At 58.9% G+C, this 24,827-nt stretch carries 21 protein-coding genes; 6 read left to right on the forward strand and 15 right to left on the reverse strand.

Annotation, left to right across the window (positions count from 1 at the left end; translation table 11 throughout):
* Positions 1 to 9: 9 nt before the first annotated feature.
* From JJ918_RS02325 to JJ918_RS02370, 10 genes are all read right to left on the reverse strand, one after another.
* Positions 10 to 441, reverse strand: coding sequence for a DUF5615 family PIN-like protein (locus JJ918_RS02325; protein ID WP_147097739.1), 432 nt, complete (start codon positions 439 to 441; stop codon positions 10 to 12).
* Positions 438 to 1,088: a DUF433 domain-containing protein gene (locus JJ918_RS02330; protein ID WP_080620467.1), complete on the reverse strand. Its 651-nt coding sequence runs from the start codon at positions 1,086 to 1,088 to the stop codon at positions 438 to 440. The genes JJ918_RS02325 and JJ918_RS02330 overlap by 4 nt, the downstream gene beginning before the upstream one ends.
* Positions 1,089 to 1,189: 101 nt before the next feature.
* Complete coding sequence (locus JJ918_RS02335; RefSeq protein ID WP_080620466.1) at positions 1,190 to 2,548, reverse strand: site-specific integrase; 1,359 nt, start codon at positions 2,546 to 2,548, stop codon at positions 1,190 to 1,192.
* 673 nt (positions 2,549 to 3,221) lie between these two features.
* Positions 3,222 to 3,578, reverse strand: coding sequence for a DUF3147 family protein (locus JJ918_RS02340; protein ID WP_291882707.1), 357 nt, complete (start codon positions 3,576 to 3,578; stop codon positions 3,222 to 3,224).
* A 46-nt stretch (positions 3,579 to 3,624) separates the two neighbouring features.
* A complete protein-coding gene (locus JJ918_RS02345) occupies positions 3,625 to 4,674 on the reverse strand; it encodes an acyltransferase (protein WP_291882710.1) in 1,050 nt (349 codons plus the stop codon).
* A 55-nt stretch (positions 4,675 to 4,729) separates the two neighbouring features.
* Positions 4,730 to 5,419, reverse strand: a complete 690-nt coding sequence (locus JJ918_RS02350) for a transmembrane anchor protein (protein WP_291882713.1) — start codon at positions 5,417 to 5,419, stop codon at positions 4,730 to 4,732.
* Between the two features lie 23 nt (positions 5,420 to 5,442).
* Positions 5,443 to 6,159 carry a HupE/UreJ family protein gene (locus JJ918_RS02355; protein ID WP_291882716.1) on the reverse strand — a complete coding sequence of 239 codons (717 nt, stop codon included), beginning with the start codon at positions 6,157 to 6,159 and terminating at the stop codon, positions 5,443 to 5,445.
* Positions 6,160 to 6,229: 70 nt separating this feature from the next.
* The gene (locus tag JJ918_RS02360) at positions 6,230 to 9,397 is read right to left on the reverse strand and encodes a CusA/CzcA family heavy metal efflux RND transporter (RefSeq protein WP_291882719.1); all 3,168 of its coding nucleotides are present in this window, start codon (positions 9,395 to 9,397) and stop codon (positions 6,230 to 6,232) included.
* 9 nt (positions 9,398 to 9,406) lie between these two features.
* On the reverse strand, positions 9,407 to 10,660 hold the full coding sequence (locus JJ918_RS02365; protein WP_291882722.1) for an HlyD family efflux transporter periplasmic adaptor subunit: 1,254 nt from the start codon (positions 10,658 to 10,660) through the stop codon (positions 9,407 to 9,409).
* Positions 10,660 to 11,925, reverse strand: coding sequence for a TolC family protein (locus JJ918_RS02370; RefSeq protein WP_291882724.1), 1,266 nt, complete (start codon positions 11,923 to 11,925; stop codon positions 10,660 to 10,662). Before JJ918_RS02370 ends, JJ918_RS02365 begins: the two co-directional genes overlap by 1 nt.
* A 217-nt stretch (positions 11,926 to 12,142) precedes the next feature.
* Here JJ918_RS02370 and JJ918_RS02375 point away from each other — a divergent pair, with 217 nt between their 5' ends.
* Positions 12,143 to 12,442 (forward strand): hypothetical protein, encoded by a 300-nt coding sequence (locus JJ918_RS02375; RefSeq protein WP_291882726.1) that lies wholly within the window; start codon positions 12,143 to 12,145, stop codon positions 12,440 to 12,442.
* A gap of 251 nt (positions 12,443 to 12,693) precedes the next feature.
* Here the strand turns inward: JJ918_RS02375 and JJ918_RS02380 are convergent, their stop codons facing one another.
* A complete protein-coding gene (locus JJ918_RS02380; RefSeq protein ID WP_291882729.1) occupies positions 12,694 to 13,323 on the reverse strand; it encodes a hypothetical protein in 630 nt (209 codons plus the stop codon).
* Positions 13,324 to 13,892: 569 nt separating this feature from the next.
* Here JJ918_RS02380 and JJ918_RS02385 point away from each other — a divergent pair.
* From JJ918_RS02385 to JJ918_RS02405, 5 genes are all read left to right on the forward strand, one after another.
* Entirely contained in the window at positions 13,893 to 16,400 is a 2,508-nt protein-coding gene (locus tag JJ918_RS02385) for a TerB N-terminal domain-containing protein (RefSeq protein WP_367277620.1), read from the forward strand.
* A complete protein-coding gene (locus tag JJ918_RS02390) occupies positions 16,378 to 17,685 on the forward strand; it encodes an ATP-binding protein (protein WP_291882734.1) in 1,308 nt (435 codons plus the stop codon). Before JJ918_RS02385 ends, JJ918_RS02390 begins: the two co-directional genes overlap by 23 nt.
* Positions 17,686 to 17,694: 9 nt before the next feature.
* On the forward strand, positions 17,695 to 19,878 hold the full coding sequence (locus JJ918_RS02395; protein WP_291882736.1) for a DEAD/DEAH box helicase: 2,184 nt from the start codon (positions 17,695 to 17,697) through the stop codon (positions 19,876 to 19,878).
* Between the two features lie 18 nt (positions 19,879 to 19,896).
* The gene (locus JJ918_RS02400; RefSeq protein WP_291882739.1) at positions 19,897 to 20,052 is read left to right on the forward strand and encodes a hypothetical protein; all 156 of its coding nucleotides are present in this window, start codon (positions 19,897 to 19,899) and stop codon (positions 20,050 to 20,052) included.
* Positions 20,053 to 20,199: 147 nt separating this feature from the next.
* Positions 20,200 to 20,445, forward strand: a complete 246-nt coding sequence (locus tag JJ918_RS02405; RefSeq protein ID WP_291882742.1) for a hypothetical protein — start codon at positions 20,200 to 20,202, stop codon at positions 20,443 to 20,445.
* A gap of 20 nt (positions 20,446 to 20,465) precedes the next feature.
* On the opposite strand, the gene JJ918_RS02410 is transcribed toward JJ918_RS02405, so the two are convergent.
* The 4 genes from JJ918_RS02410 to JJ918_RS17205 all read right to left on the reverse strand — a co-directional run bounded on the left by JJ918_RS02410 (position 20,466) and on the right by JJ918_RS17205 (position 24,759).
* Complete coding sequence (locus JJ918_RS02410) at positions 20,466 to 21,050, reverse strand: hypothetical protein (RefSeq protein ID WP_291882744.1); 585 nt, start codon at positions 21,048 to 21,050, stop codon at positions 20,466 to 20,468.
* Positions 21,051 to 21,338: 288 nt separating this feature from the next.
* Positions 21,339 to 21,587, reverse strand: coding sequence for a hypothetical protein (locus tag JJ918_RS02415; RefSeq protein ID WP_291882747.1), 249 nt, complete (start codon positions 21,585 to 21,587; stop codon positions 21,339 to 21,341).
* An 18-nt stretch (positions 21,588 to 21,605) separates the two neighbouring features.
* Complete coding sequence (locus JJ918_RS02420) at positions 21,606 to 23,651, reverse strand: recombinase family protein (protein ID WP_291882750.1); 2,046 nt, start codon at positions 23,649 to 23,651, stop codon at positions 21,606 to 21,608.
* Between the two features lie 895 nt (positions 23,652 to 24,546).
* On the reverse strand, positions 24,547 to 24,759 hold the full coding sequence (locus JJ918_RS17205) for a helix-turn-helix transcriptional regulator (protein ID WP_367277621.1): 213 nt from the start codon (positions 24,757 to 24,759) through the stop codon (positions 24,547 to 24,549).
* Positions 24,760 to 24,827 lie beyond the last annotated feature (68 nt).

Below are 24,827 nucleotides of genomic sequence, written 5' to 3' on the forward strand. Positions count from 1 at the left end.
GCGCTCCCGTCAGGTTCTCTGGTCCGGCTCCGAGGGGAGCGCATATCGGATAACACGCAGATGGTCATCGTCCTCCAGCGTGACTTCAAGCACCTGGTTCACAAGGTCTGGATCGGCGTCAAGTTCGAGCAGGGCTTGCTCGAACAACTCCAACTGGAGGGCTCGCGTCATACCCTCGGGGCCATTGAGGCAGACCAGGCCGGCATGCAGATCGACACGGGCATATTGCCCTTTCTCGCCGGGGCGCGAGGCTGCGCCCCGGAAATCGACGGAATTGCGGGTCACGAAGGTCCAGTCGTCCTCGATGATGAGGGGGATGAGATCCCAGTCCTTCGCGCCCGAGCGGCCCAGCCAGACGACATGGGACGATTCCCCATGCCCCCTCTGGTGAGCCAGCTCGGTCAGCTTCGGGCTGAGGCATTCGTCGATCAGGAACTTCATCCGGCTCGCCTGCGCGGCACGCGATGATCCGAGAGGATGCGCGCACCTTCGGGCAGTCTGGCGATGAGCGGCTTCGGCCGTCCGCGAAGGGGGTTGGCCTCCGCATAGAGCGCGGCCAATTCCAGCCTGTCCTCGGTCAGAGACGGATAATCCTCAAGGATCTCCTTGGCGGGGACGCCCGCCGCCAATGCGGCCGCGACGTCGTGAACCGGAACGCGCGTGCCGCTGATGACCGGGGTGCCGCCCATGATGTCATCGGAGATGGTGACCACCTCGCGCGCGGCGTCCAGCCGTTCCAGCCGTGCGACGGAACGCTCGAAGAAGGGCAGAAGGTCGATGGTCAGGAAGTCGTGGCGAACGGTCCAGTCGGCTTTCAGCATGGCCTCGGTGGCTGCGCGGTTCCAGCGCCGCAACCGTGGCTCGGCGGAGCGGATGGCGAACAGGCGTTCCTCCGAGGTCAGCCGTTTGGCGCTCTCGAAATAGAAGGCGATCAGGGTGCAGGCGGCCCCTAGCACGAAACGTCCGTTTTCGACCGAGACCAGCGTTTCGGGCAGGATGCGCTCGTCGATGACGCGATTGACATCGCGCAGGCTGACGCGGGCGACCACGGCCGCCTCCGTGGCCTTCAGCATTTCAGTCGCGGGCATGGACGCCTCCAACCAATAAATCTTCCGATGTGTCGGAATATATATTGGAGGCGCCCCAATTTCAAGGCTGACCCACGATCCGCCAGCCGTTTCCGCCATCCTCAAGCCGCCAGAGGCTGCGCCACGTCGGCGGTTCTGTCGTCGTTGCCTGCTGCCTTCTGAAGGAAGCGCGCGAGCGACGTCTTCCGGGAGTCCCGATCCAGCGCGTAGGCGGTCTGCTTGAACTCGATGCCATCGAGCAGGCCCTGAATGTAGCCAGCAATCGTGTCGGCCGCCATGATGAGGGCCGTGTCGACGGTGTGGATGTAATTGCTCGTGACAGACCCCTTGGCGTGACCGACGAGAGCGGCGATGGTGATCTCCGTGAACCCGAGATCATTCGCTATGCTCGCGAAGCTATGGCGAAGAACGTGGGGAGTGACATCGGCAAGCGGGGAGTCCGTGAAGATCTTCTTCCAGTGATTGGGGAAGCTGCCGAACGCTCTGTCCTCATCACGGCCGGGAAACACATAAGTGCCGATACGCGACTTGGCGCGCTCTTCCAGATACTCCACGACAGGCAGCCCGATGGGCCGAATGGAATAGCCTTCCTTGCTGTCTTCAAGGCGCAGGCAACTGGCTTGGGCGTCAACTTCGCTCCAGCTTAGCCCGATCATTTCCGATCGGCGGCAACCCGTCATGGTGATCTGGCGGATGATCTCGACGGTCATGGCATAATTCTCGTTCTGCGCTGCTTTGCGCAGCAAGACACCAAGTAGGCGATACTCCGCCTCGGACAGCCGACGCTTGCGGACGTTATCCTTCGGTTTCTTGATGCCATGCGCCGGGTTCCGCTCGATGATCCCAGCATCGACGGCATAGGTAAGAATACCGCCGAGAAGGCTGACGGTTCGAGCGGCAGTCCCAGGACCGCCGCGGACAATGGCCCTGCCTCTAAGCTTATCGGTCTTGACCGAAATCCGAGTTTTACCCGCCATGACGTCTTTGAGGAGCTTGTTGACGTCGGATTTGGTCAAGTCACGCACCCGCCGACTGCCCAAGAGCGGGATGATGTGCCGGTTGATCCGCCCGGTATCGGTCACAATCGTGCTGTGCTTCTTTGGACGGCCGCCTTTCCCCATGATGAGACCGGCGTTCATGTCATTCAGATAAAGAGTGCAGAGTTCCTTGACCGACATGGACTTGCGATCGAGCTGCTTTTCCTCGGCCGGGTCTTCGCCGCGCGCGATCCTGCCAAGTTGGACCTTGGCCTCCTGGCGGGCCAGTTCTGGCGTCCAGATACCATGCAGGCCGATGGTGTAGCGCCGCGACCGTCCTCCCTGGCGATACTGGATCACATAGCTGCGCTTGCCTGATGTGAAGACACGAAGCCCGAAACCGGGTAGCTCATCGTCCCAGATCACGTAATCACTGCGACGGCTTTCCGCCGCATCGACGACGCGTTTTGTAAGTTTAGCCATGGACTTCCTCCGTCACATGCCCGAAAACCCGCGTAAGCACCACGTAAGCAGCAGGGCGAAAACCGTGGCGAACAGAAGGATAGGCTTGTCGGCGAAGGAAATCAAATTCCTTTTTATTTACAGTAACATAGCGCATCATGGCGTGCCCCTTTCGGTAATCGACGGAGCTAGTCGTAATCCCTCCGAAGGCAGAGGTCAGAGGTTCGAATCCTCTTGGGTGCGCCATTATTTACAGCGCTCTACCACCGCATCCACCCGGACCGCGGCAAAACTTTCCAGCACATATTCAGCACATGCCTGCGAATAGACCCTTCGTCGTTTCTGGCATTAGCGCCCGCCAGAGCCTCTTAACCATTACGTGTTGGCGGACATAGGCGGTTGGACGAAGTCCCAGAAGTTTGGACAGATCAAGCTCCAAAAAGTCCAGAGCGACCGAGAAATATGTGTCGCGTGATGGCACGCCCGCTTTGGCGCAGGAGGAGACATCGCGATGCGCACGGCTCTAGGGTTTAGCGATGCTGCTCAATCCTGAGACAGGACGCCATGTAGCCAAGTGGGTACAAGACTTTGTTCGCCGGCATCACCGGGGCAAAATCAAGTGATGCTTTGTGGTGCTGCCGTACACGTCCGTTCTGATCTGTATTCGCGGTCGGACCTGCTCTCCAGATCCCTATCAAAACGGCAACCGCAACCCCAGTCGCGGCCCCAGCCACGTCATCGCGAGATACAGCCCCACGGTGACCACACAGCCCAGCATCAGGGACGGCCAGAAGCCGACGCCGCGACGCAGGAGAGTCGGGATCAGCAGGAACATGGGCAGGGACGGCAAGACAAACCAGAAGGTGGCCTCGGCGTGGTCGGCGAGCCGGTTCGTGTCTTTCGTCTCTTGCCATAGCCAGACCATGCCCAGGACGGAGACGATGGGCAGGGAAGCGACCAACGCTCCCATGGCCGCGCTGCGCTTGGCGGCTTCCGAAACGATGCCGACCAGGACACCGGAGATGAGGGATTTGATGACCAGCCAAAGCATTGTGTGCTCCGTTCGAATGGTGGTGAAAATCGGTCTGCCGGGCTCTTCAGCCGGCCCCTGATCTGAACAGCCGCCCCGACAACCGCAATGCAGGCTTCTCCACGAAGTGCCATGACAAGGCGGCCACCGCCGTCGATATCGGGACGCCTATCATCGCGAGCTGTAGCGGCGATGTTGCCCAGCCCCAATGCCAGATCAGTTGGAAGAGTGGGTAATGCCAGATGTACAGGCCGTAAGACCAATCCGGCAGGCCAGAACCGGTCGGCACTTGATCGAGCCACGCCAACCCAGCCCACAGGATCAGCGTCGCCAGAACGAGGTTCCAGACGACCGGTGCGGCAGGGTGTTCGCCCAGTAGCCAAGCCATCGGCAAGACCACGGCTAGAGGGATCAGCGTCAGCGGGATGCGATCTCGCATTGTATATGCCGCCGCACCCAGCAGGAAGGCTGCTGCCAGCCGACTTCCCTCAATGAAGACGGCCGGTACTTCCGGGTGCCGGAGGGCCAAATAGGCAGCCAGGGCTGACATGCCGATCCACAGCAGGCTGATCGTGAGCGGTCTCCACAGCGCCCGCGTGAAGAACAGCAATGCCGCAGCCGCATAGGCCAGGACTTCATAGCGCAGGGTCCACAGCGAGGCTGAGAACTCACCCGGTGCCGGATTGCCGGTGAAGACACCCGCCGGGCCACCAGAGGTGTCGGCAAAGAAGACTATGTTCGGGATGAAGAGCCAGGTCTGCGCAGACTGCCAGTAGGCCGCGGGAGACAGGCCGGTTGCGACCGGGCCGATGATCAGGACGGCCGCGAGCGCAAGCACGATGAGAGCAGGCCAGAGCCGCAACGCCCGCGCCACCACGAAGCGAAACAGGTTCCGCCGCCGCTCCAGACTCCCGGCAATGAGAAAGCCGGAGAGAATGAAGAAGCCATTCACGGCCAGATAGCCGAGCGACCAGCCCTGCAGACTGACAAGGGACTGGCTGCCCGTTCCCATCGCCACCACGAACACATGTTCGAGGATGACCAGGCTCGCCAAGACGACCCGGATCGGGGTGAAACGATTGTCGCGGCCCTGAAAGGCCTCGCCGATACGGATCATGCCGCTCTCCAGGAACCCGATTGACGGCCCGGCCAGGCGACCGGGCCATCATCCATCAGAACAGCCGGTTGAATTCGCTGTAGGCCCCCCGCGTGCGCAGGGTGACTGTCACGGCGACCTCGGAACGGTTGCGCCAGAACCAGCCATGAGCGCCGTCGAACTCGGCAGTGAACTCGCCGCTGTCGCCGGGCTCATTGCGACCCTGGCGGTAGGAGATGAAGGCATCCTGCGGGTTGTCACCGTGCAGGTCGGAGTTCAGACCGGCCTGATCGGTCGTCCACTCATAGATGGCGACCTCCCCTTGCCGCATGGTCAGCTTGACCTCCGTGGCCTCGCCCGGCTGCAGGGTGATGGAGATCGTGTCGCGCCATTCCGGGGCGGCTGGCTCGGCCGGAGCTTCATCGGCCGGTGCGGCTTCCTCCGGTACCGCCGTTTCAACAGGCGTGTCCTGCGGGATGGCAGCGGCAGACGAGACGACTGCCTCCTGCGGTGCCGGTGTCTCGGTCTGCGGGGCAGTGCTGGTTTCACGGTCAACAGCGGCTTCCTCGGCCAGCTGCATCTTAATCTCGCCCATCTGGGTCAGGCCGAGGACGCGACCGATCCGGGTCGGGTCGATGCCGTATTCGGCGGGCAGGACGATGGTCACCAGGATGACGATGGCGGCCAACAGCGCCACCAGGGTGGATTTCAGAAGGCTCTCGCTGGACGGAAGATCGTCGCGGGACGGGAGTTGGGAATTGAACATGGGTAGTCTCCGAAAGTCTGTGTCTACGCGACGAAATAGCCGGTGAGCTGATAGCCCATCAGGATGAAGCCGGCGCACATAAGGGCGGTGTTGGCGAGGTAAGCATGACGGGCAAAGCTCGCCGTGCGCCGCCAGAAGCCCATCGCGATCAGGATGGCTGCCAGGGCCAGGAGCTGGCCGATCTCGACCCCGACATTGAAGGCCAGCAGATTGGGCAGAAGCCCGTCCGGCGCGATGTCGTAGTCGATCAGCTTGGTCGACAGGCCGAAGCCGTGGAACAGGCCGAAGACCAGCGTGGCAGCCTTGGTGGAGGGTTGAACGCCGAACCAGCGCTGGAAAGCCCCCAGATTGTCCAGCGCCTTGTAGACGACGGACAGGCCGATAATGGCGTCGATCAGATAGGCGTTCAGCCCGATATTGAAGAAGACGCCGGCCAGCATGGTGGTGGAATGGCCGATGGCGAACAGGCTGACATAGATGCCGACATGCTTGAGCCGGTAGAGGAAGAAGACCACGCCGAACAGGAAGAGGAGGTGGTCATACCCCGTCACCATGTGTTTGGCGCCCAGATAGAGAAAGGGGATCAGATTGATGCCCGTGATCTCCTGGATATAGCCCTTGTCGCCCTCCGTGACCCCGTGGGCCAGCGCATCGCCGCCCACCAGAAAACACGCAGCGAGAGCTGCGAAGACCGCCCAGAGCGGTCGGTTTGAGCCCGAAACGGGCGGGAATGAAAACATGTGATACTCCGAAGTGAAGTCGGGTCGTTGACCCGGTCCGGGCATTAAGCCCGAACCGGGTCACAAGGGATCAGGCGAGTTCCTCGCGTGCGGGTTGGGTTTGCGTGCCTGCCTTGCCGCCCAGGAAGCCCCGGACGATGCGCAAGAGGGCCGGAAGCACCAGCAGGGTCAGCAAGGTCGACGAGGTAATGCCACCAATGACGACCGTTGCCAGAGGCCGCTGGACCTCTGCACCGGCACCGACATTAAGCGCCATCGGCACGAAGCCCAGACTGGCGACCAACGCGGTCATCAAAACCGGACGTAGGCGGGTCAGCGCCCCTTCCCGGATCGCCTCCTCAAGCGGTTTGCCTTCATCCATCAGGCTGCGGATGAAGCTCACCATTACAACACCGTTGAGCACTGCCACCCCGGACAGAGCGATAAAGCCCACCCCGGCCGAGATCGACAGGGGCAGGTCCCGCAGGAGCAGCGCGGCAACCCCGCCGGTCAGCGCCAGAGGCACGCCGGAGAAGACCACAGCCGCATCCGCCACCGAGCGGAACAGGGCCAGCAGCAGGAGGAAGATCAGGGCCAGGGCGACCGGCACGACGAGGCTGAGCCGGTTGGCGGCGGAGATCAGCTGCTCGAATGTGCCGCCATACTCCACCCAATAGCCCGCAGGCACCTCGGCCTCATTTCGCACCAGCTCGCGCACCTCGGTCACGAAGGACCCCAGATCGCGGCCACGGACATTGGCGGTGACGACGATGCGCCGCTTGCCATTCTCGCGGCTGATCTGGTTGGGACCGATGATCAGTGAGATGTCGGCCAGCTCGCGCAGCGGGATGGTTTCCACGCGCCCGTCTTCCGTCGCCGGAAGCGGGACGTTCAGCCGCTCCAGAAGCGCGACATTGGCCCGCAAATCCTCCGGCAGACGGACGATGACATCGAACCTTCGGTCGCCTTCGAAGATTTGTCCGGCCCGTGTCCCGGCCAAAGAGGTGCGGATCACGGACTGCACGTCATCGACGGACAGGCCGTATCGGGCCAGCGCCTCACGGCGGGGCTCGATCTGCATCATGGGAAGACCGGTGGCCTGTTCCAGGGAAATGTCCCGGGCGCCTTCGACCTGTCCCATCAGCCCCTCGATCCGCTGACCGATGGCCAGCAGTTCGTCCAGATCATCGCCGAACACCTTTACCGCGACATCCGCCCGCACACCGGAGAGAAGCTCATTGAACCGCATCTCGATGGGCTGGGTGAATTCATAGCGATTGCCCGGCACCTGCTGGACAACCTCGTTGAGCTGGGCGACGAGGTCTTCACGGGGCAGGCGCGGATCGGGCCAGTCCTCGCGCGGATGCAGGAGGATGAAGGTGTCCGCCACGCTGGGAGGCATCGGGTCGGTGGCCACATCGGCGGTGCCGATCTTGGATACGATCCGCTCGATCTGCGGGAAGTCCCGTAGCTGTTCCTCCAGATGGGTCTGCATCTCCAGCGCCTGGCTCAGACTGGTGCCGGGAATGCGCAGGGCATGCAGAGCGATATCGCCTTCCTCAAGCTGCGGAATGAATTCCGAGCCCATGCGAGAGGCAGCCATCCCGGCCACGACGACCAGGGCCACGGCCCCCGCCACCACCAGCCAGCGCAATTTCAGCGCCATGCCCAGAACCGGGGCATAGAGCTTCGCGGCACCGCGCATCAGGATGTTCGGCTTTTCCTGCACCTTGCCCGTAACGATCATCGCAACCGCAGCCGGGACGAAGGTCAGAGAGAGGATCATCGCCGACGTGAGGGCGAAAACCACGGTGAAGGCCATCGGGTGGAACATTTTCCCTTCCACGCCTGTCAGGGCGAAGATCGGGACATAGACCAGGGTGATAATCAGCACGCCGAAGAGCGAGGGACGGATCACCTCGGCCGCAGCCTCGGCGGTCTCCTTGAAGCGCTCCTCACGGGTCAGCAGGCGGCCATATTCATGCTGCCGCAAACCGAGCCGCCTCAGGCAGTTCTCGATAATGATCACCGCCCCGTCGACAATCAGACCGAAGTCCAGCGCCCCCAGGCTCATCAGATTGCCGGAAACCCGGTTCTCCACCATGCCGGTGATGGTCATCAGCATGGAGAGCGGAATGACCAGCGCCGTCAGGATGGCGGCCCGGACATTCCCTAGGAGCAGGAAGAGCACGACGATGACCAGAAGCGCCCCTTCGACGAGGTTCTTCTCAACGGTCTCGATGGTGCGGTCGACCAGTTCGGTGCGGTTGTAGATCGCATCGGCCCGAATACCCGCCGGCAGCGCCTCGGCGGCCTCTTCCAGACGGATGGCCACATCATGTGCGACCTGACGACTGTTCTCGCCCATCAGCATGAAGACCGTCCCCAGGACGACCTCGCGACCATTCTCGGTGGCCGCCCCGGTGCGCAGTTCCTCACCCATGATCACGTCGGCCACATCCCGGATCAGGATGGGCTGGCCATTGCGATTGGTGATGACGGCCGCTTCCAGATCGGCGATGGAACCGGCCTGCCCGGTCGAGCGGATCAGCAGCTGTTCGCCATTGTGCTCGACATAGCCCGCGCCGGCATTGGCATTATTGCGGGCCAGGGCCTCGACCACATCGTCCAGCGTCAGCCCGTAGGCGGCCAGCTGGTCCGGGTGCGGCGTGACATGATACTGGCGGACATAGCCGCCAATTGTATTCACCTCGACCACGCCGGGTGTGCGCAGGAGCTGCGGACGGATGACCCAGTCCTGCAGGGTGCGCAGGTCTTCGGCTGTCCAGTCCGACCCGTCATCGCGTGTCGCGCCCGGTTCGATCTCCAGCGTGTACATGAAGATCTCGCCCAGACCCGTGGCGATGGGACCCATTTCCGGGGTCACCCCTTCGGGCAGCTGGTCGCGAACGGCCTGCAGCCGCTCATTCACCAATTGCCGCGCGAAATAGATATCGGTTCCGTCCTGGAAGACCACCGTGACCTGGGACAGGCCGTAGCGGGAAACCGAACGGGTATAGTCCAGCCCCGGAATGCCGGAGATGGCGGTCTCGATGGGAAAGGTGATCCTCTGTTCCGCTTCGAGTGGTGAGAAGCCTTCGGCCTCCGAATTGATCTGCACCTGGACATTCGTGATGTCCGGCGTGGCATCGATCGGCAGTCGCTGGAAGTTCCACACCCCGAGCGCTCCGAGGGCGAGCACGAGGAAGAGAACCAGCCAGCGATAGCGGATCGACTGGTAGATAATCGATTTCAGCATGATCCGCTCCTAGTGATCGTGGCTCGCGCCGGACTTCATGATGTCGGCGGTGATCAGGAAGGCGTTCTCGCTGACATAGGTCACACCTGGATCAATGCCGCCCAGGATTTCCGTCCATTCCGGTGTCTGGCGACCCAGGTCCAGCATGCGGACCTCATAGGTGTTCCCGACCTGGGCATAGACGACCGTGAAGTCGCGGAAGCGCTGCAAGGCATCCGTGCGGACGGCGAGCGGCACATCGAATTCACCCACTTCGATACGGGCGCGGATGCGTTCACCGGGTCGCCATTGGCCATCCTCATTGGGGATTTCCACATGGGCGATGGCCCGCTGGCTGGCCGGATCGATCATCGGGGAGAGGAATTCGATCTCGCTCTCCACACTGCGTCCACCATCAAAGCTGGTCACATGAACCGGCTGACCAGTCGCCACAGAGCCCAGATCGCCGGGATAGATGAAGAGTTCGGCATGCAGCTGGCTGGGATCGGCGACGACATAGAGCGGCTCGCTGCCGGTCGGACCGTTCAACGTCGCCCCGCGTTCCACCACGACACCGCTGATTGGCGAGGTGACGGAATAGGTCTGCAGACTGTCCGTGGCCGTGATGCGGGCCAGGGTCTGACCGGCTTCAACACGATCCCCGATGCTGGCATTGAGGGCGACGACACGCCCCGGCAGCCAGCCGCGCAGCTCGGCGCGACCTTCCGGCATCAGTTCGATCTCGCCATAGACCTCGACCGTCTCGTCCAGCGTCGCCGGCCCGGTGACGGATACGGCAATGCCGCCTGCTTCGGCCTGTTCGGCGGAGATGGTGGTGCGGCCCTCATACGACTCATACTGCCAGCGTCCGTTCACGCCCGGCATGGAAGCTGTGACCGCCACATCGAAGGAGTGGGGTTCGGTCACCACACCATCACCGCGCAGGAAGTCTTCCTGGGGGGCAAAGGCAAAACGGTCGACCTGTCCGCCCAGACGCGTCAGTTCGATGGTGGCATTGACGCGCGAGGGATCAACCGACTGTCCGTTGAGATAAGGGAAAAGGCGGAATTCGGGATCGACCCCGTCCTCGAAAATGGTGAGTTCCAGAGCGAAATCGCCCTGGCGCAGCATGCGGCCGCGATGCGGGCCACGCTCATACTCTTCGGCTGCGGCTTCACCATGGCCTCCCCCTTCGGAGGCTTCCGGGGTGCTAGGGGAACAGGCGATCAGCATAAGTGCCGTGGAGCCGCACAGGGCGGCCGTGAAAATGTTTCGGATGGTCATTACTGGTCTCCCATGCCCTGCGGCATGTTCGGGCTGCCGCCGGTCAGGCGTCGTAGCTGGATGTCGGACTGATGGATGGCGAACAGGGCATCGACCGAGCGCAGCCGCGCATCGATCAGGGCCTGCTGCACATCATAGATTTCCAGGAAGGAGAAACTGCCGCGGGCAAAGCCGGTCTGGGCCTGTTCCAGGGCGGTCTGCAGAGGCGGGATCACCGTCTCTTCCAGGGCCGCCAGTTCGCCGGCTGCAGCCTGACGGCGCAGGATCAGGGCCTGGACCTGTCGCTGGACGACCCGTTCGCGGGCAGCCAGGTCGGCATCAATCGCCGCCGCTTCAGACCGGGCCGAGGCGATATTGGCCTGATTGGCATTCCACACCTGCAGCGGAATGGAGAAACGAACCCCCAGCGCCACATCATTGGAGGACTGGAAGTGACGCAGCTCCAGACCGACATTGGCGTCCGGCACGGCGCGGGCCGTTTCCAGACCGATCTCCGCATCACTGCGGGCTCTCTGGGCTCGCAGGAGGGCAATTTCCGGCGTGTCCCGGTCCGCCGGGCTGGCACCCAGATCACCCGGAGACAGGAAGCTCTGCGTGTCCACCGTGAAGTCCGGCAGGCCGCCCCAATAGGAGGCCAGGATGGTGGCACTTGTCGCGACACGACGGCGGGCCAATCCGGCCTCGATCCGGGCTTCGGCCAATCGGGCCTCTATCCGGTCCCGCGCCATGCGCGGGTCACGGGCGGCCTGCACGCGGCGGTCGACAATGGCGGCCAGGGCTTCCAGCGAAGCAATCCGGTCTTCCGCGATGGCATGGCGCATGCGCTCGGCCTGGGTGTCGAGATAGGCCAGCTCGACCTGTTGCATCAGATCGCGCCGGGCAATCTCGGCCTCCACGACCCGAAGATCGCGGTCCCGTTCGGCCAGGGTTGAGCGGGCTTCACGGTCACCCCCACGCTCCCAGGGCTGCATGACGCCGACAGCGGCTTCCGCCTCGTTAAAAAGATTACGGTCCCCGGTTCCCAGCACGCCTTCGGAGGTGAAATCGAGGGTCGGATTGAGCCGCCGGGCCGCACCGTCAATGCGCTGGGCACTGGCATCGATACGGGCATCGGCAGCGGTTAGTTCAGGAGCTTCGACGAGGGCTCGCGCCAACGCCTCGTCCAGGCTCAGCACGGACGGCTGAGCGCTTTGGGCCACCGCATTTGCGGGTGCCACAAGGATTTGCATCGCGACCAGCGCGAGCAAACATGATGAGGTTCGCATGGAAAGTTGTCCTGTAAACGAATAGCAACGCGCAGCCGGTCGTGCCGACTGCCAGTTCAGGTCGTTACAGGATCGATTTGGGAGGCCGTCTCAGCCCGTCCAATCCAGGATCAGGCTCCGGTACGACATGACTCAGGGACCGCACCGGTCCCGTCGTTTCAGTGGCTTGCAGGTTCATGGACGCGGCCATCGGCGCACCATCCATGTGGACATGGGCATGCAGGATCACGTCCCCGGTTTCATCCGCATCGACATCCGCCGCCTTGCGCATCTTGGCCAGATCAATCTCACGATCCGATCCCCGATGATGATGCGCGTCCTCATGATCATGATCGACCGCCACATCCGTATGATGATGCTCCGCCCCGACCTCATGCGCATGCGCCTCCGTCCCGGACGCAGGCCCGAGCCAGGCAAGCATGGCAATCAGCAGAAATGTCAGAGCGTGCCGCATAGGCCCCCGAACGGAAATCAACACACCATTAGTGCTGCCATGAGCGGAAAAGGTCAAGAATGATGGTCGGGATCGGTTGAAGCGGACCGACGACACACACCGCCTTGACCCCGGCACCGGCAGCGCACCACGATTTGGTACATGGAAATCAACAACGCGCCATGTGCCTAGTGAACACACCCAACGTAAAATATTGAAATTTAACCACGTTAAAGAACGCAAAAAATTCGCCCGCGTTCTTTGCCTTGGCACCATGTTTGATGTGGTCGGAAGTCGCCCGGGATGATTCGGGCGAAGCTTCATGACAGAAGAGGCTAGCCGGGTTCGATCCAACCGACGCCGGTTAGCTCGCTAGAAAACTCGTCAAAAAGACGGACCTCATCGGCTGTGAGCTTCCCATCTGCTGCGATCAATTGATGTGCGGTCACGAGAAATTTCTCAAGAATGATCGGAGTTTCTGCCCGGATCATCTCTATAGCCTCCATCATCTGCTCGGTAGTTGGCCTCAAGCGGCGGTAGCTTGTTCCAAGCTCGTTGCATTCATCCAGTGTGAGATCGTCGCAAAGCTGTTCGCAATGCTGGCAGAGAATCGCGAATTCGTCGGGGTGCATATAGCCATCGCAGCGCGACAAACAGGCCAGGAGGATTGCATGTGGGCGTGCCCGCTCACGGGCGACATTGACTCTGCTCGCACGGGGGCTGTTCACGGGCCTGGGCAGTTCCGCGTCAAAGCCTAGAGTTTCCACTAAGAATGGCTTGGTCTCATGCACGACCCCGTCGAAGTCTATACAGCACTCGATTCTATCAAGCAGAAAGTGGCGTGGGGCATTTCGTTGGTGACAATGAGCGGACAAATAGGGGTTGCCTTTGGCATTGTACTTTACTGAGTGCACCGTGATGCTGCGGCATGACATATCGTTCTTTGAATCGAGATACTCGATCATGAAGGACTGACCCTCACACTCAATTTCCCCGCCACGTGAGTCACCGATAGGCCTATCATCGACTTCAGGAATTACCGATGGGCGAGGCTCCGGCGCACCGGATCCTCCGCGTCGCCAGGCAGACAGGAAAGAGTGGCCATCCATCGAGCACCGCCTCCAGTAGTCGAACTTGTTTCTACCTATTCGCGCAAAAGTTATTTTGTGTCCACACGCTTGCTGCGGTGGTTGGCGACTTAAATCGCTTTGTGCTGGGCCGTGCCTTGAAGGATGGGGCTGTTTGAGGGGGCTCTATTTCGCTTTCAACCACAATTGTGAACGCTCGGATCTCTTCGGCGCACGGTAACAGAGGCTGGAGGCGTGGGCCGGCTACCGACGGCCCGAGGTCGGATTGGTCCGCTTCTTCCTTGGTTCTTCGTGCAATCGATAAAGCGCACGATCATAAAACGCTTTCCGCATCACCCTTAGGTTGGCTAAGGTTTACGCGGGAGGCGTAGGGGTTAAATGGGAAGCGCTTCAGCTCGGGCTGTATTCAAGGTGTTCGATCGTGGCGAAGAGGGGGCAAATTCGCCATGAAGTCGAGGGCCACTTTCTTCATCGTCTTTAGTGTTGTGTTGCTGGCGGTATTGCCGGGGAGCATGCCGCTTGACGCCCGCCTTTTCCTATCGCTGGTCATTCCAGGCCTAGTTGTTTGGCTATTTGGGGGGAATCGCGGTGACAGGAAGTCACGCCGAACGAACAAGAGGCCAGCGTCAGCCTCTGATAACCTTTCATCGAGCACCTTTCGACAAAGATCGCCCGACAGGGCTAGCTTCAAACCGATGCAAGAACAGTCTGGCGAGAGGCCGCACTCCGTATACAAGCGCCCAACTCCGCCGGCAGACTACCGCCCTCCAAAACAAGATTATGCTGCGATAATCCGTGCCGTGCGGCGGAGCGACGCCCCACAAGACCAAACTCACGTCGCTCGCAAGCAAGCAGGCCCGATAACACGGCATCAGGGCTGGGTGCCAGCCGGTGAAACCGTTTCAGTTGGCGGACGCGATCTGGGCGGAATGATCTATGTAGGCACGCCACCATCCCTCAACACCTATGGATATCGTGATGTGTGCCGGGCATATATTGACCCATCCCTGCCAGTGTCGCCCTATGGTTCGGATCGCGATGGTTTTAATTTGCCATATTGGCCAGGGTACTCGGCCATCCCGCCAAACTGCCGCGGAACCTATCTGGACTGGCTGGCGACCGGGCGATCTGATCCGGCCTACGATCCCGGGTATATGTTCCTCTACTTTTATGGCCTCGAACGCCGCTTTTTCCTTGATGCCCCTCCCAAGAGCGAGAAGGCCGAGTTGCTTGAGGAAGTCAGGCGGTTGGCACTGCTTTATCCTGAGAACCGTTCAGTCCAACGATATCTGGGAGAGTTCATTGAGGTTGCTGAAGTCGCGGTCTTCGGCTGCGAGAACATAACGCCGAGCCATGACAACCCAGGCTGGGAACTCCCATTTTCTCTCAAGATGGGGCTTGGCGCCAAAATCGAAACCGGGAAACCTCTCAACTCCGACTGGATCCTGAGTTGGTTGGTCTGTCATCCAGAATATGGCCTGAGAACCCCTGCGAAGCGCTGTTCGGAAGAGTTCCGTGTCCTTTTCAGACTTCGCTTCGACGATCGCTATCCTGATGGTTACAAAGTCACCAAGCCAAGAAAGTCCCTAGATGCACGCTATCGCGCCGCATCAGGCGAGTTTGATGTGAAACTTGTTACCACGCTTGATGGAAAACCGCTTCCGGATGTCTCCAATCTCCGCAAGCCCCTGGACATCGCGAAAGATCTTGCCGAACGGGCGATGGATGATCTCGACAAATACAGCCGGTATCTCGGACGAGAGCCTGACGGGCGCGGAAGTCTTGAGGCTCATGCTTTGCTACCTGCGGAGTTGCGCCCCCTTTTCCCATCTAGCGAAGTGGAGGCACTTGGATTGTGGGCAGGGGAAATCGCTGCCGCCGGAGGTCTGGTCCCCATTGCCGATGTTGTTGAGCGCTTGCAGGGAAGACGTCCCGAGAAAATATCTAAACGGGTGCTGACAAGTGCAGCTGATGCTCTAGCACGGTTGGGCTTCGGCTTGGCTCCTGATCCACGATACGCGCTACGCTCGCCGAAGTTGGACGAGCCCGCTGTGATTTTCGAATTTGGCGGTCCAATTGAAAGTTTGGAAGACGTCTCGCCTAGATATCGATCAGCCCTGATGGAGCTGGCCGTCGCGACTTTCGTGGCTCATGCAGACGGTCGTGTCGTGGAGTTGGAACGCCAGTCCCTTGCAGACCAAGTTTTATCGGTGGAGGGGTTGAAAGATGAGGAAAGGGCACGCCTGCAAGCCAATCTAGATTGGTTTCTTGCGGTTCCGCCCGATTTGAGTCTGCTTCGGCGGCGGCTGAAGGACATGGATGAAGAGCACCACGCTGCGTTGCGCGCATCGGTGGTTTCTGCCGCCTATGCGGACGGTATTGTCGTGTCAGAAGAGGTTTCTGGAATTGAAAAGATCTACAAGGCACTGGGGCTCGACCCAGCGCTGGCGTATTCTGATCTGCACGCCGGAAACATCGATGATCGGCCAAAAACAGTAAAAGCAGCACGGCCGGCCCTGCCAGGTGAACAGATCCCCACTGTGAATGAGATGCGTGGGGCGGCCCTCAATGCTTCGCGGATTGCGAAGATACGTTCAGACACCGAGCGCGTTTCTACTGTTCTCGGAAACATATTTTCTGATGATGAAAATGACGAAGACGCTGCCATTTCGCATTCGCCTTCAGCTCTCGCGGGGCTTGATGTCAAGCACTCTGAGCTGATCCGCGACCTGGTGCAAAAGACTCATTGGTCAGACGAGGGCTTCCAGCAGCTTTGTGAGCGCCGCGACCTTCTTGTCGCAGGCGCCTTGGAAGCCGTGAATGAGTGGGCGTTCGAGGCACATGGCGAAGCTCTACTTGATGAGTACGATGGCTATGACGTCGCGCCGGATGTTGCTCAAGCCGTAAAGGCAGTTTTTAGGGAGGCCCAACATGCCGAAACCGAAACCGCGTGAACGTGATGCCATTATGCAAGCCCTCCGCGCTGGTGTTGTCCCTAAACTGGGATTGCGTCACATCCAAGTTGGGCGCGCCCGAGAGATCGAAGAGATGATACGAGACATGAACCGTATTGCTGATCGTGGTTCGGCAATACGGTTCATCATCGGCGAATATGGCTCGGGCAAGACCTTCTTTATGAATCTGGTCAGGCTTATTGCTCTGGAGAAGGGCTTGGTCGTCATGTTCGCCGACTTGGCACCCGATCGTCGCCTGCATGCGACTGGCGGCCAGGCGCGTGGGCTATATGCTGAGATGGCGCGGAACCTGTCGACACGCACAAAGCCCGACGGTGGTGCACTTGCCAGTGTCGTGGAACGATTTGTTTCGCAGGCCCATCGTAGCGCTGAAGAACGAAGTGTACCCACGGGGCAGGTAATTCGGGAACGCCTTGAACATTTTGAAGAGCTAACGGGTGGATTCGAGTTTGCGGAAGTGATCCGGCGGTATTGGGAGGCACACGAAACCCACGACGACGATTTGAAATCCTCTGTTTTGCGCTGGCTGAGGGGCGAGTTTGCGACTCGTACTGACGCTCGCAAAGCACTGGGCGTGAGAACCATAATCGACGACGCAGGTGTCTATGATCATCTCAAACTCATGTCCGCATTTGCGCGGGAGGCAGGCTATAAGGGGCTCCTCGTGGGCCTCGATGAGATGGCAAACCTGTACAAGCTGACCTCGTCACAGGCGCGCAATGCCAACTACGAACAAATACTCCGAATTTTGAACGACGTTCTTCAGGGCTCGGCCGAAGGTATCGGCTTCCTTCTAGGTGGCACACCAGAGTTTTTAATGAACACGCGCCGAGGGCTTTACAGCTATGAAGCGCTTCAGTCCCGTCTCGCTGAGAACTCTTTCGCCAGAGATGGTCTGGTTGATCTTTCTGGTCCGGTTGTGCGGTTGGCCAGCCTGACACCAGAGGATTTGTTTGTGCTTCTCTCGAACATTCGCGCCGTTGTGCAGGAGGATCGGAGCGCCTTACCCGATGAAGCCTTGGAAGGGTTCATGGCGCATTGCTCGCAGCGAATTGGTGAAGCCTATTTCAGAACACCACGAAATACCGTGACGGCGTTCGTCAATTTGCTCTCCGTACTGGAACAAAACCCAGACGTGAAATGGACTGACCTGATTGATCGGCTCGAAGTTGAAGAAGATGGCGGTGAGGACCTGGCTGACGTCGAAGACTCAGCTGGGGTGCATTCAGCACATGGGGATGACCTCGTTAGCTTCAAGCTATGAGGTAATCCAGTGAGCGGAGCGTTCGAAAAGCTTGCGTGGCCAATCCAAAAATGGATTCGCCAACAAGGCTGGCGAGAGTTGCGCGACATACAGGCGCGTACGATCCATGCTGTCTATACAGACTGCGCCAAGGACTTGATTGTCGCGGCTTCAACGGCTGGAGGGAAAACCGAAGCCGCGTTTCTGCCGCTGATCTCCCAAGTCCTCGATACTCCTTCGCAGCGAGTCGGCTTCGACCTCCTCTATGTAGGACCGCTCAAGGCGCTCATTACGGATCAGGCGGATCGCCTAAAGGATATTTGCAGCGAAGCAGAATTGTCAGTGACTCCTTGGCACGGCGACGTCTCCCAATCGATCAAAACACGTGCTTTGAAACGGCCAAGCGGAATACTGCTGATAACACCAGAGTCTCTCGAGGCTCTTTTTCTTCGGCGAGGGATGGAAATTCCGCGTCTTTTTGGGGCTACTCGGGCGGTAGTCGTTGACGAACTTCACAGCATGCTCGACAGCGAGCGTGGTGTGCAGATGAGATCACTTCTCACCCGTCTGGAACTCTCTACCGGGCGAAAGATCCAACGCGTGGGGCTCTCCGCTACACTCGGTGATATGGAACTGGCTCGCAAATATTTGCGCCCAGAGGATCCAGAGAATGTCGCATTGATCGAATCTGAGGGAGGAGAGGCAGAGCTTCAGCTCCAACTACGCGGATATACTCTTGGTGATGGCGATCAGAGCCAGTTGTCCACCACCGACGCTATTGCTGATCACATCTTTGAACATTTGAGAGGTCGCGACAATTTGGTGTTTGCCGGTTCTCGGCAATCTGTGGAGATCTATGCAGATCGGTTGAGGGAACGTTGTGAAAGGGAGCATCTGCCTCAGGAATTCTACCCGCATCATGCGAGCCTATCCCGTGAGCATCGGGACTTTGTGGAACGACGACTAAAGGACCCATCCAAACCCACAACAGCAGTGTGCACGTCGACACTCGAACTCGGAATCGATATCGGGGACATATCGTGTGTCGCGCAGATTGGTGCGCCTTTCAGTGTTTCAGCGCTTCGTCAGCGACTGGGGCGTTCTGGGCGTAGGGAGGGGCAGCCAGCCATTCTGCGCCAGTACGCAATTGAAGCATGCCTTAATTCTGAAAGTAGCTTTGTTGATCGATTGCGTCTTGGATTGGTCCGTTCTGTTGCTATGATTGAGCTGCTTCTCGAGGGGTGGTGCGAGCCGCCAAAACCCCAAGCGTTGCACCTTTCAACCTTAGTGCATCAGGTCCTTTCGGTAATCGCCGAGCGGGGCGGCGCTTCGGCTAGCACTCTCCATCGAATCTTGTGCCAGGCGGGACCGTTTAAACTGGTAAGCTCACCGATCTTTGCTGACTTGTTGCGCGCCCTTGGCGATCCGGATGTAGAGCTGCTCGAGCAAGCCGATGATGGTCAGCTGCTTCTGGGGCGAGCAGGTGAGAAGCTTGTTGAACATTATAGTTTTTATGCCGTTTTCCAGACGCCAGAGGAGTATCGGCTGGTTGCTGAGGGACAGGAGCTCGGCACACTTCCCGTCGATAATGTTCTCGCCCCTGGCACGATGGTCATTTTCTCGGGAAGACGATGGTTGGTTCTTGAGGTGAGCGATCAGGACAAAGTGGTCACGGTAATGCCAGCCGCGGCCGGCACGCCTCCAGTCTTCGGAGGGGACCCAGGCGAAGTTCATGACACCGTCGTCGAGCGAATGTTCGCGCTTCTCGAGAGCGACTGCCAGCCAATCTATATGGACGATGTTTCCACGACGCTTTTGAAAGAAGCTCGGCGTAGCTATGCTGAATTGGGATTTCGTTCCTGCCCGGTTTTCTCGCTTGGCGAAAAGTCCTACGCTATTGCAACGCGCTGCGGTTCGATAAAATCGGCCAGTCTCGCGCTAGCATTGCGCTCCCATGGATTTGATGTGGAGTTGCATGATGGGTTTCTTGTGGCGAAAACACGCCAAGAAGATCACGATATCTATAAAGCGCTTCGTCAGATTGGCTCTGCCAACATCGAGGAATTTGACACGGATGGTGGCCGGCTTGTTTTCGAAAAATTTCACCCATACTTGCCCGTAGCGCTACTCAAGGCCGATGCCCTTTCCTGCAGAATAGATTTTTCCGCGCTTCCTCAGATGTGCGATATGCTTCTGCAGCAACAGGGAGACTGACGCGGACCGGCAGGACGCATGATCAATGCGCTGGCACGCTGGGAAGGTGATCGCGCATCAGACGCCGTTGCCTGGGCGCGAACGCGCCTGGAAAGGGAACGGGACGCGCTGACGGATCCGCAGACAATCACATCCGAGATCGACAGGATCCACGAGTGGACCTATCGCGATTAGTGGGCAATCGAATGCCTCGACGTGCCGGCATTCCATTCGTCACCGATTTGGTGACGAATGGAAGTTTCTGTTTTTACGAGGTGTTTTGGGGTGTTCATGATATATATTCCGAAGAGATGAGGCAATTTCTCCGTCGGAGTGAAAGTCATGGATGAACGCGAGAGAATCCGCTCCAGTGTTGGTGAAATCCTGCGCGAAGAGTTTCTGGCCGAACTCGGTTGGGACGAGACGGAACTGGCGGGGCGGATCGGCGCGCCAGTTCCGGATGTCATAGCATTGCTGGAAGGTGGGCGGCTGACGGAAGCTCTGGCGCACCGTTTGGCCGAGGGCCTGGGCACGACAGTGCGGTTCTGGCTCAATATCCAGGAGAGCCATGAGCGGACCACGCCTTGAAGCGGTCCATGGGCCCGCAGTTAGTGGCTCACCAGTTCGCGCCGGAAGTCGGAGCTGAACAAGTCCTCGTTCGCTTTCGCCGGCGCCGTGCCTTCGTCCGGGTAGAGCCAAGTCCTCGCATTATCAGCGGTAAGGACAAACAGCTCCGACGTTGCCCAGGCCACGCGATCACCAACCGCCGCGGTGAAGGCCGGCTGTACTGCGCCGGGCCTGCGAGGATCGCTCGTCGTGTACCAGTGTGCCGCAGCAAAGAAGATTTCGTTTTCCTTGCAAGCGGCCACCGACTTGTACTGCGCGATGCCTGACGGCGATGTGAGACGTGCGCGATAGCGGATCATCGGAATAAGGGCGCGCTGTTCTGGAAACCAGTCCGCGGTAGGGTCGGGAGCCGCCGGCGGGTTGGATGCTTCAATGCCGATCGGAAGCAGCAGTTTCTCGAGCTGTCCGCCCTTGTTGATGATGACCGGAAAGGCGTTGCCGTACGACACCGTCGTACCCATCCGCCACTCTGCGTGTCCACGGGTATCGAGATCGATATTGCCGGCCAGGCTGAACGCCGACAGCATGACGTGCTCGTCACACATGACGAGGTGCGAAACCTCCATGGGAGATATCCTTATCTTGACAATTTTGGGGGAATGGGTGACACCGCCACCCAACATTATCAGAATGTACACAAGTAATTGAAATTTGCAAGAAAATTATTTTACAGGTCAACCAAACATTTCTGCCGACTACGTCGATTGTCCAAACAGGTCTGATGCGCGTCAACTTTCCACTTCGCGCCCACTCACCAAAATATAGTTTTTATGCAGTTTACCAGAAACCTCTGCCGGCCAACACCCGCCCTCTAAGGTCTACAAATTCCTTAAGAGACTAAACAAACAAGTTAGTTATGCGGCTCGAAAGCCTATATGCGTCCTGCTCGCGAAGGCCCTTAAGTACTCGATCTTGCTGAAGAAGCACTCGACGGGATTACGACATCGACAAAGGAAAGGGCTGAAGCTGGGCGGGCTCTTGCGGCGCGAGACCGGCTTGATGCAGCCCCACGCGCCTTGTGATTTCAGGCTCTCACGCTGGGCGTCTGAGTCATAGGCCAGGTCAGCCAACAGGATCTGGCCTTCGCCGATGTGATCGAGCATGTCGGCCGCGCGCGCCCGTCAGCTGACCAACACAACCACAGCTTCCGGCGGCAACACCCGCATGACCGGAATGGTCCGAGTGACGGGTGGCTCAGCAATGAGAGCTTTCCATTCAACATCCGTCAGCCCACGCTCGTTCCATACATAACCTGTGTCCGCACTCCGCAAGTTGATGCAACGGGTCAATCCCCGATCCTGGAGGTAGGCTGTGGCATTGCGAGCTCGATGGGCAGGGGAACGATCCGGAAGCACGCCTTGACTTTCATCCTCCGCCGCCAACGCCTCCGCCATGACATCCATGGATGTGGGAAGGTCGGCATTATCGAGCAAACGCCCAATGACCCCGAGGTCCAACCGCACCACGTCCAACCGAGTGTCCTCCCATTTCAGCTCGTATGAGAAGGTCCAAACGAGGTTCGCGTTATCAAGTTCGAACATCGGCCGATGTCCATTCTTCGTAACGCGATCGATGCTTAAATCGGACAGATCGATCAAGTTGGCGATCGGCCCCTCCACCGTTACCCTAATATCTCCAGCGCCCCGACCATCTTTCTGAGGACCTACAGGCGTAAGCACAATTCGACTGACGAGTCCGCGAAGCAACTCTTTAGCGCGCGCAGCTTCCGCCTCGTCAGCCTGAAGGTCTGTGGTGAGGCCATCAATGGTGTCAGAGATCGCAGCGATAATCTCATCGGTCTCGCCGAGGGGCATCGGTGGTGGCGTACGCTGGATCCGGGTTTCCAGCTGCCGCTTGTCTGCGCCAAGCTGATCCAGCCTCTTGATTAGCATTTCGCTTGCGTATGAAGTCTCGCGCGCGCTGGAGAGCTGGTCCATCAGATTGCTGATACGAGTTTCAACATCCTGAAGAGAGGCGGTCTGGTTCCTAAGCCTTTCTGCTTGGTCCGCATGCGCGCGCTGGACTTCATCGCGAAAAGCATCAAGCGCCGGCCCGAGCACAACCGCGTCCAGGATATGCTGTTTAATTTTTTGAAAGACGGTTCCCTCGACGACATCTCGGAAGACCCGCCGCGTATTTGTGCATATGCCCTTATCGCGCCGTCCAGTACACAGATACTTCCCATCAGACACGATCGCCGTTGATCCGCACTCGCCACAATACACCATTCCACTGAATGCAAAACGGTTTCGCTTTTTCCGGAAGAATGGCCGATCCAGATGTTCTGCGAGACGCGCCTGGTTTCGATCCCAGAGTTCTTGGTCGATGATTCTTAATTCGGGGTGATTCGAGATCAGCCTTTCCGCTTCGGATTTATACGTCATTTTTACTTCGCCCTTGCGCAGGCGACGGTGGGTTTTTCTGAATTGAAACTGGCCGATGTAGATTGGGTTTCTCAGAATCCCACTCCCGCCCTGGCGATTGCCCAGGAGAGCGCCTGGCCTCCAGAGTTTACCCTTGGGGCTGGGGACGCCTTCAGCATTCAGGGTCTTGCAAATCTCGAACGTAGTTCGGCCTGCGTCGAACTCAATGTGAATTCGCCGAACAATCGAGGCCTTATCAGGGTCTATCTCACGGAGACCATTGATAGGCTCCCCGCGATCGTCAAACCTGGCAACCTTACGGTAACCGTAAGCGACCGAGCCTGACATACGCCCTTGGCTAATAGCGAGCTCCTGACCGCGTTTGGATTTTGCAACGTTCTGCTTGATGAATTGCTGGTTCTGAACGGCCTTAAAGGCGAGTTCGATATCAGAAACGACACCACCGCTGACCGTACACAGAACCACTTCAAGCTCTTCAAGTTGCTTAGCAATAAAGTGCATGTCGGAGGCATCGCGACTGGCGCGATCAATGTCCTCGACGAGGAGAACGTCAAACTCTCCTAGTTCGGCCGCCTGCAACATCTTGAACAAGCCGACCCTACCTTGTGTCGTGGTTCCTGAACGTTCGGCATCGCTATAGCGTCCAGCCTCCCGCCAGCCACGTTCAGCCGCGTAATTTGCGCAAAGGCGCTCCTGGCCCTCAATTGAGCTCTGGCTTTGTCTGTCAGTCGAGTAACGGCTGTAGAACGCGACCCGACTACCGTGTGGCGGCATACTTTTCATAGAATCTAGTCCTTCTCGGGTTCATCGCCCTTAGGGAGAGCGAAGTACGTCCTCGCCGATAGGCGAGCGATTGCGATTGATAGCGGCATCAGACTCGCAGAGAGCGGATCCATAGACCTGCTCAATTCAGCCTCTTGGCGCTGACGACGGTTTTGTTGAAGCGTCTTGAGGATACGGTGGCTGCTGAGCTCAAGATCGGGTGCCATCGTTTTGTCTCCGTACTTTTTATCGGCAAAATCTATTAGTCCGATAAAAAATCGTCAACTTAGATTTTGATATATATCTTCCCTCTGCTAACTGCTTCGTGGTTCAAATGAGAACGAGGGTTTGGCTCTTGTGATTTTACAGTTCGAACAGAGCATCCACGGGCCGGCTCGCATCGCCGAGATGACTGGCCTCTCTATGGACGGACAGAGGAACTGGCGACTGCGCGGCCACCTCCCGCCCAGCGACGGGCCGAGAGGGAAAATGACAAGCTCTGCAGTCGCTGCCTTGGCAGTCCGTTCGTCTGCTGCTGATCTAGGCTTTCCCGCCAAAGACAGCGCGTCCTTAGGCGAAACAGCAGGACCAAGCGTTCTCTACTCAGCGCTCTTGGACTTTCCTCAAGCCGCCATCCAACTGATCGGATCACCCGACAACAAGAAAGCGTTCTGGAAGGCGTTCGAAGACAGTACGCATCATGCCGGACTTATCTCCGGGCTCGGACCTCAACAACCATCGTCGGCGATATGCTGGCACGACAACGATCCACCCAGATTACTACCAAATCCAAACTCAGGCCTCGTTGAAGGCTATGAAGTGACTTTTCGCCAAATCAGTCTTCCAGGGGTGGGGGCGAGGCTTGTCCGGTATGCAGGGCAGCCACTTTTCACCGTCCACATTTCAGACGCTTGATTTAGTCGAGGAATGAACACTCAGACGTAGAGACGCATTTCAGGGCTTCGACCCACTCCAAAAGGTCAACGATATCGTAAGCGACGCGGCGCCCGATCTTGACGAAGCGAGGCCCGCCACCAGTAAGGCGAAGCTTGTTAAGATAGCTGGCGCTGAGATTGAAGCGTTCGGCGACTTGAGCCGTGTTGAGCAAGTTGGGCGTAGAGGCAGTCATTGTTCATCCTATTCCTTGCAATCGCAGGGAACGCGATCGTTAAGGAGGAGTAAGCCAAATTTTCAGAC

Origin of the sequence: Maricaulis sp., assembly GCF_017642925.1 — a bacterium.
Lineage (GTDB): Bacteria > Pseudomonadota > Alphaproteobacteria > Caulobacterales > Maricaulaceae > Maricaulis.

What these genes read in the sequence shown, in the direction of transcription:
- JJ918_RS02325 (WP_147097739.1), bottom strand. Translation starts at nt 441, where the DNA reads ATGAAGTTCCTGATCGACGAATGCCTCAGCCCGAAGCTGACCGAGCTG.
- JJ918_RS02330 (WP_080620467.1), bottom strand. Translation starts at nt 1,088, where the DNA reads ATGCCCGCGACTGAAATGCTGAAGGCCACGGAGGCGGCCGTGGTCGCC.
- JJ918_RS02335 (WP_080620466.1), bottom strand. Translation starts at nt 2,548, where the DNA reads ATGGCTAAACTTACAAAACGCGTCGTCGATGCGGCGGAAAGCCGTCGC.
- JJ918_RS02340 (WP_291882707.1), bottom strand. Translation starts at nt 3,578, where the DNA reads ATGCTTTGGCTGGTCATCAAATCCCTCATCTCCGGTGTCCTGGTCGGC.
- JJ918_RS02345 (WP_291882710.1), bottom strand. Translation starts at nt 4,674, where the DNA reads ATGATCCGTATCGGCGAGGCCTTTCAGGGCCGCGACAATCGTTTCACC.
- JJ918_RS02350 (WP_291882713.1), bottom strand. Translation starts at nt 5,419, where the DNA reads ATGTTCAATTCCCAACTCCCGTCCCGCGACGATCTTCCGTCCAGCGAG.
- JJ918_RS02355 (WP_291882716.1), bottom strand. Translation starts at nt 6,159, where the DNA reads ATGTTTTCATTCCCGCCCGTTTCGGGCTCAAACCGACCGCTCTGGGCG.
- JJ918_RS02360 (WP_291882719.1), bottom strand. Translation starts at nt 9,397, where the DNA reads ATGCTGAAATCGATTATCTACCAGTCGATCCGCTATCGCTGGCTGGTT.
- JJ918_RS02365 (WP_291882722.1), bottom strand. Translation starts at nt 10,660, where the DNA reads ATGACCATCCGAAACATTTTCACGGCCGCCCTGTGCGGCTCCACGGCA.
- JJ918_RS02370 (WP_291882724.1), bottom strand. Translation starts at nt 11,925, where the DNA reads ATGCGAACCTCATCATGTTTGCTCGCGCTGGTCGCGATGCAAATCCTT.
- JJ918_RS02375 (WP_291882726.1), top strand. Translation starts at nt 12,143, where the DNA reads ATGCAGGATCACGTCCCCGGTTTCATCCGCATCGACATCCGCCGCCTT.
- JJ918_RS02380 (WP_291882729.1), bottom strand. Translation starts at nt 13,323, where the DNA reads ATGATCGAGTATCTCGATTCAAAGAACGATATGTCATGCCGCAGCATC.
- JJ918_RS02385 (WP_367277620.1), top strand. Translation starts at nt 13,893, where the DNA reads ATGAAGTCGAGGGCCACTTTCTTCATCGTCTTTAGTGTTGTGTTGCTG.
- JJ918_RS02390 (WP_291882734.1), top strand. Translation starts at nt 16,378, where the DNA reads ATGCCGAAACCGAAACCGCGTGAACGTGATGCCATTATGCAAGCCCTC.
- JJ918_RS02400 (WP_291882739.1), top strand. Translation starts at nt 19,897, where the DNA reads ATGATCAATGCGCTGGCACGCTGGGAAGGTGATCGCGCATCAGACGCC.
- JJ918_RS02405 (WP_291882742.1), top strand. Translation starts at nt 20,200, where the DNA reads ATGGATGAACGCGAGAGAATCCGCTCCAGTGTTGGTGAAATCCTGCGC.
- JJ918_RS02410 (WP_291882744.1), bottom strand. Translation starts at nt 21,050, where the DNA reads ATGGAGGTTTCGCACCTCGTCATGTGTGACGAGCACGTCATGCTGTCG.
- JJ918_RS02415 (WP_291882747.1), bottom strand. Translation starts at nt 21,587, where the DNA reads ATGCTCGATCACATCGGCGAAGGCCAGATCCTGTTGGCTGACCTGGCC.
- JJ918_RS02420 (WP_291882750.1), bottom strand. Translation starts at nt 23,651, where the DNA reads ATGAAAAGTATGCCGCCACACGGTAGTCGGGTCGCGTTCTACAGCCGT.
- JJ918_RS17205 (WP_367277621.1), bottom strand. Translation starts at nt 24,759, where the DNA reads ATGACTGCCTCTACGCCCAACTTGCTCAACACGGCTCAAGTCGCCGAA.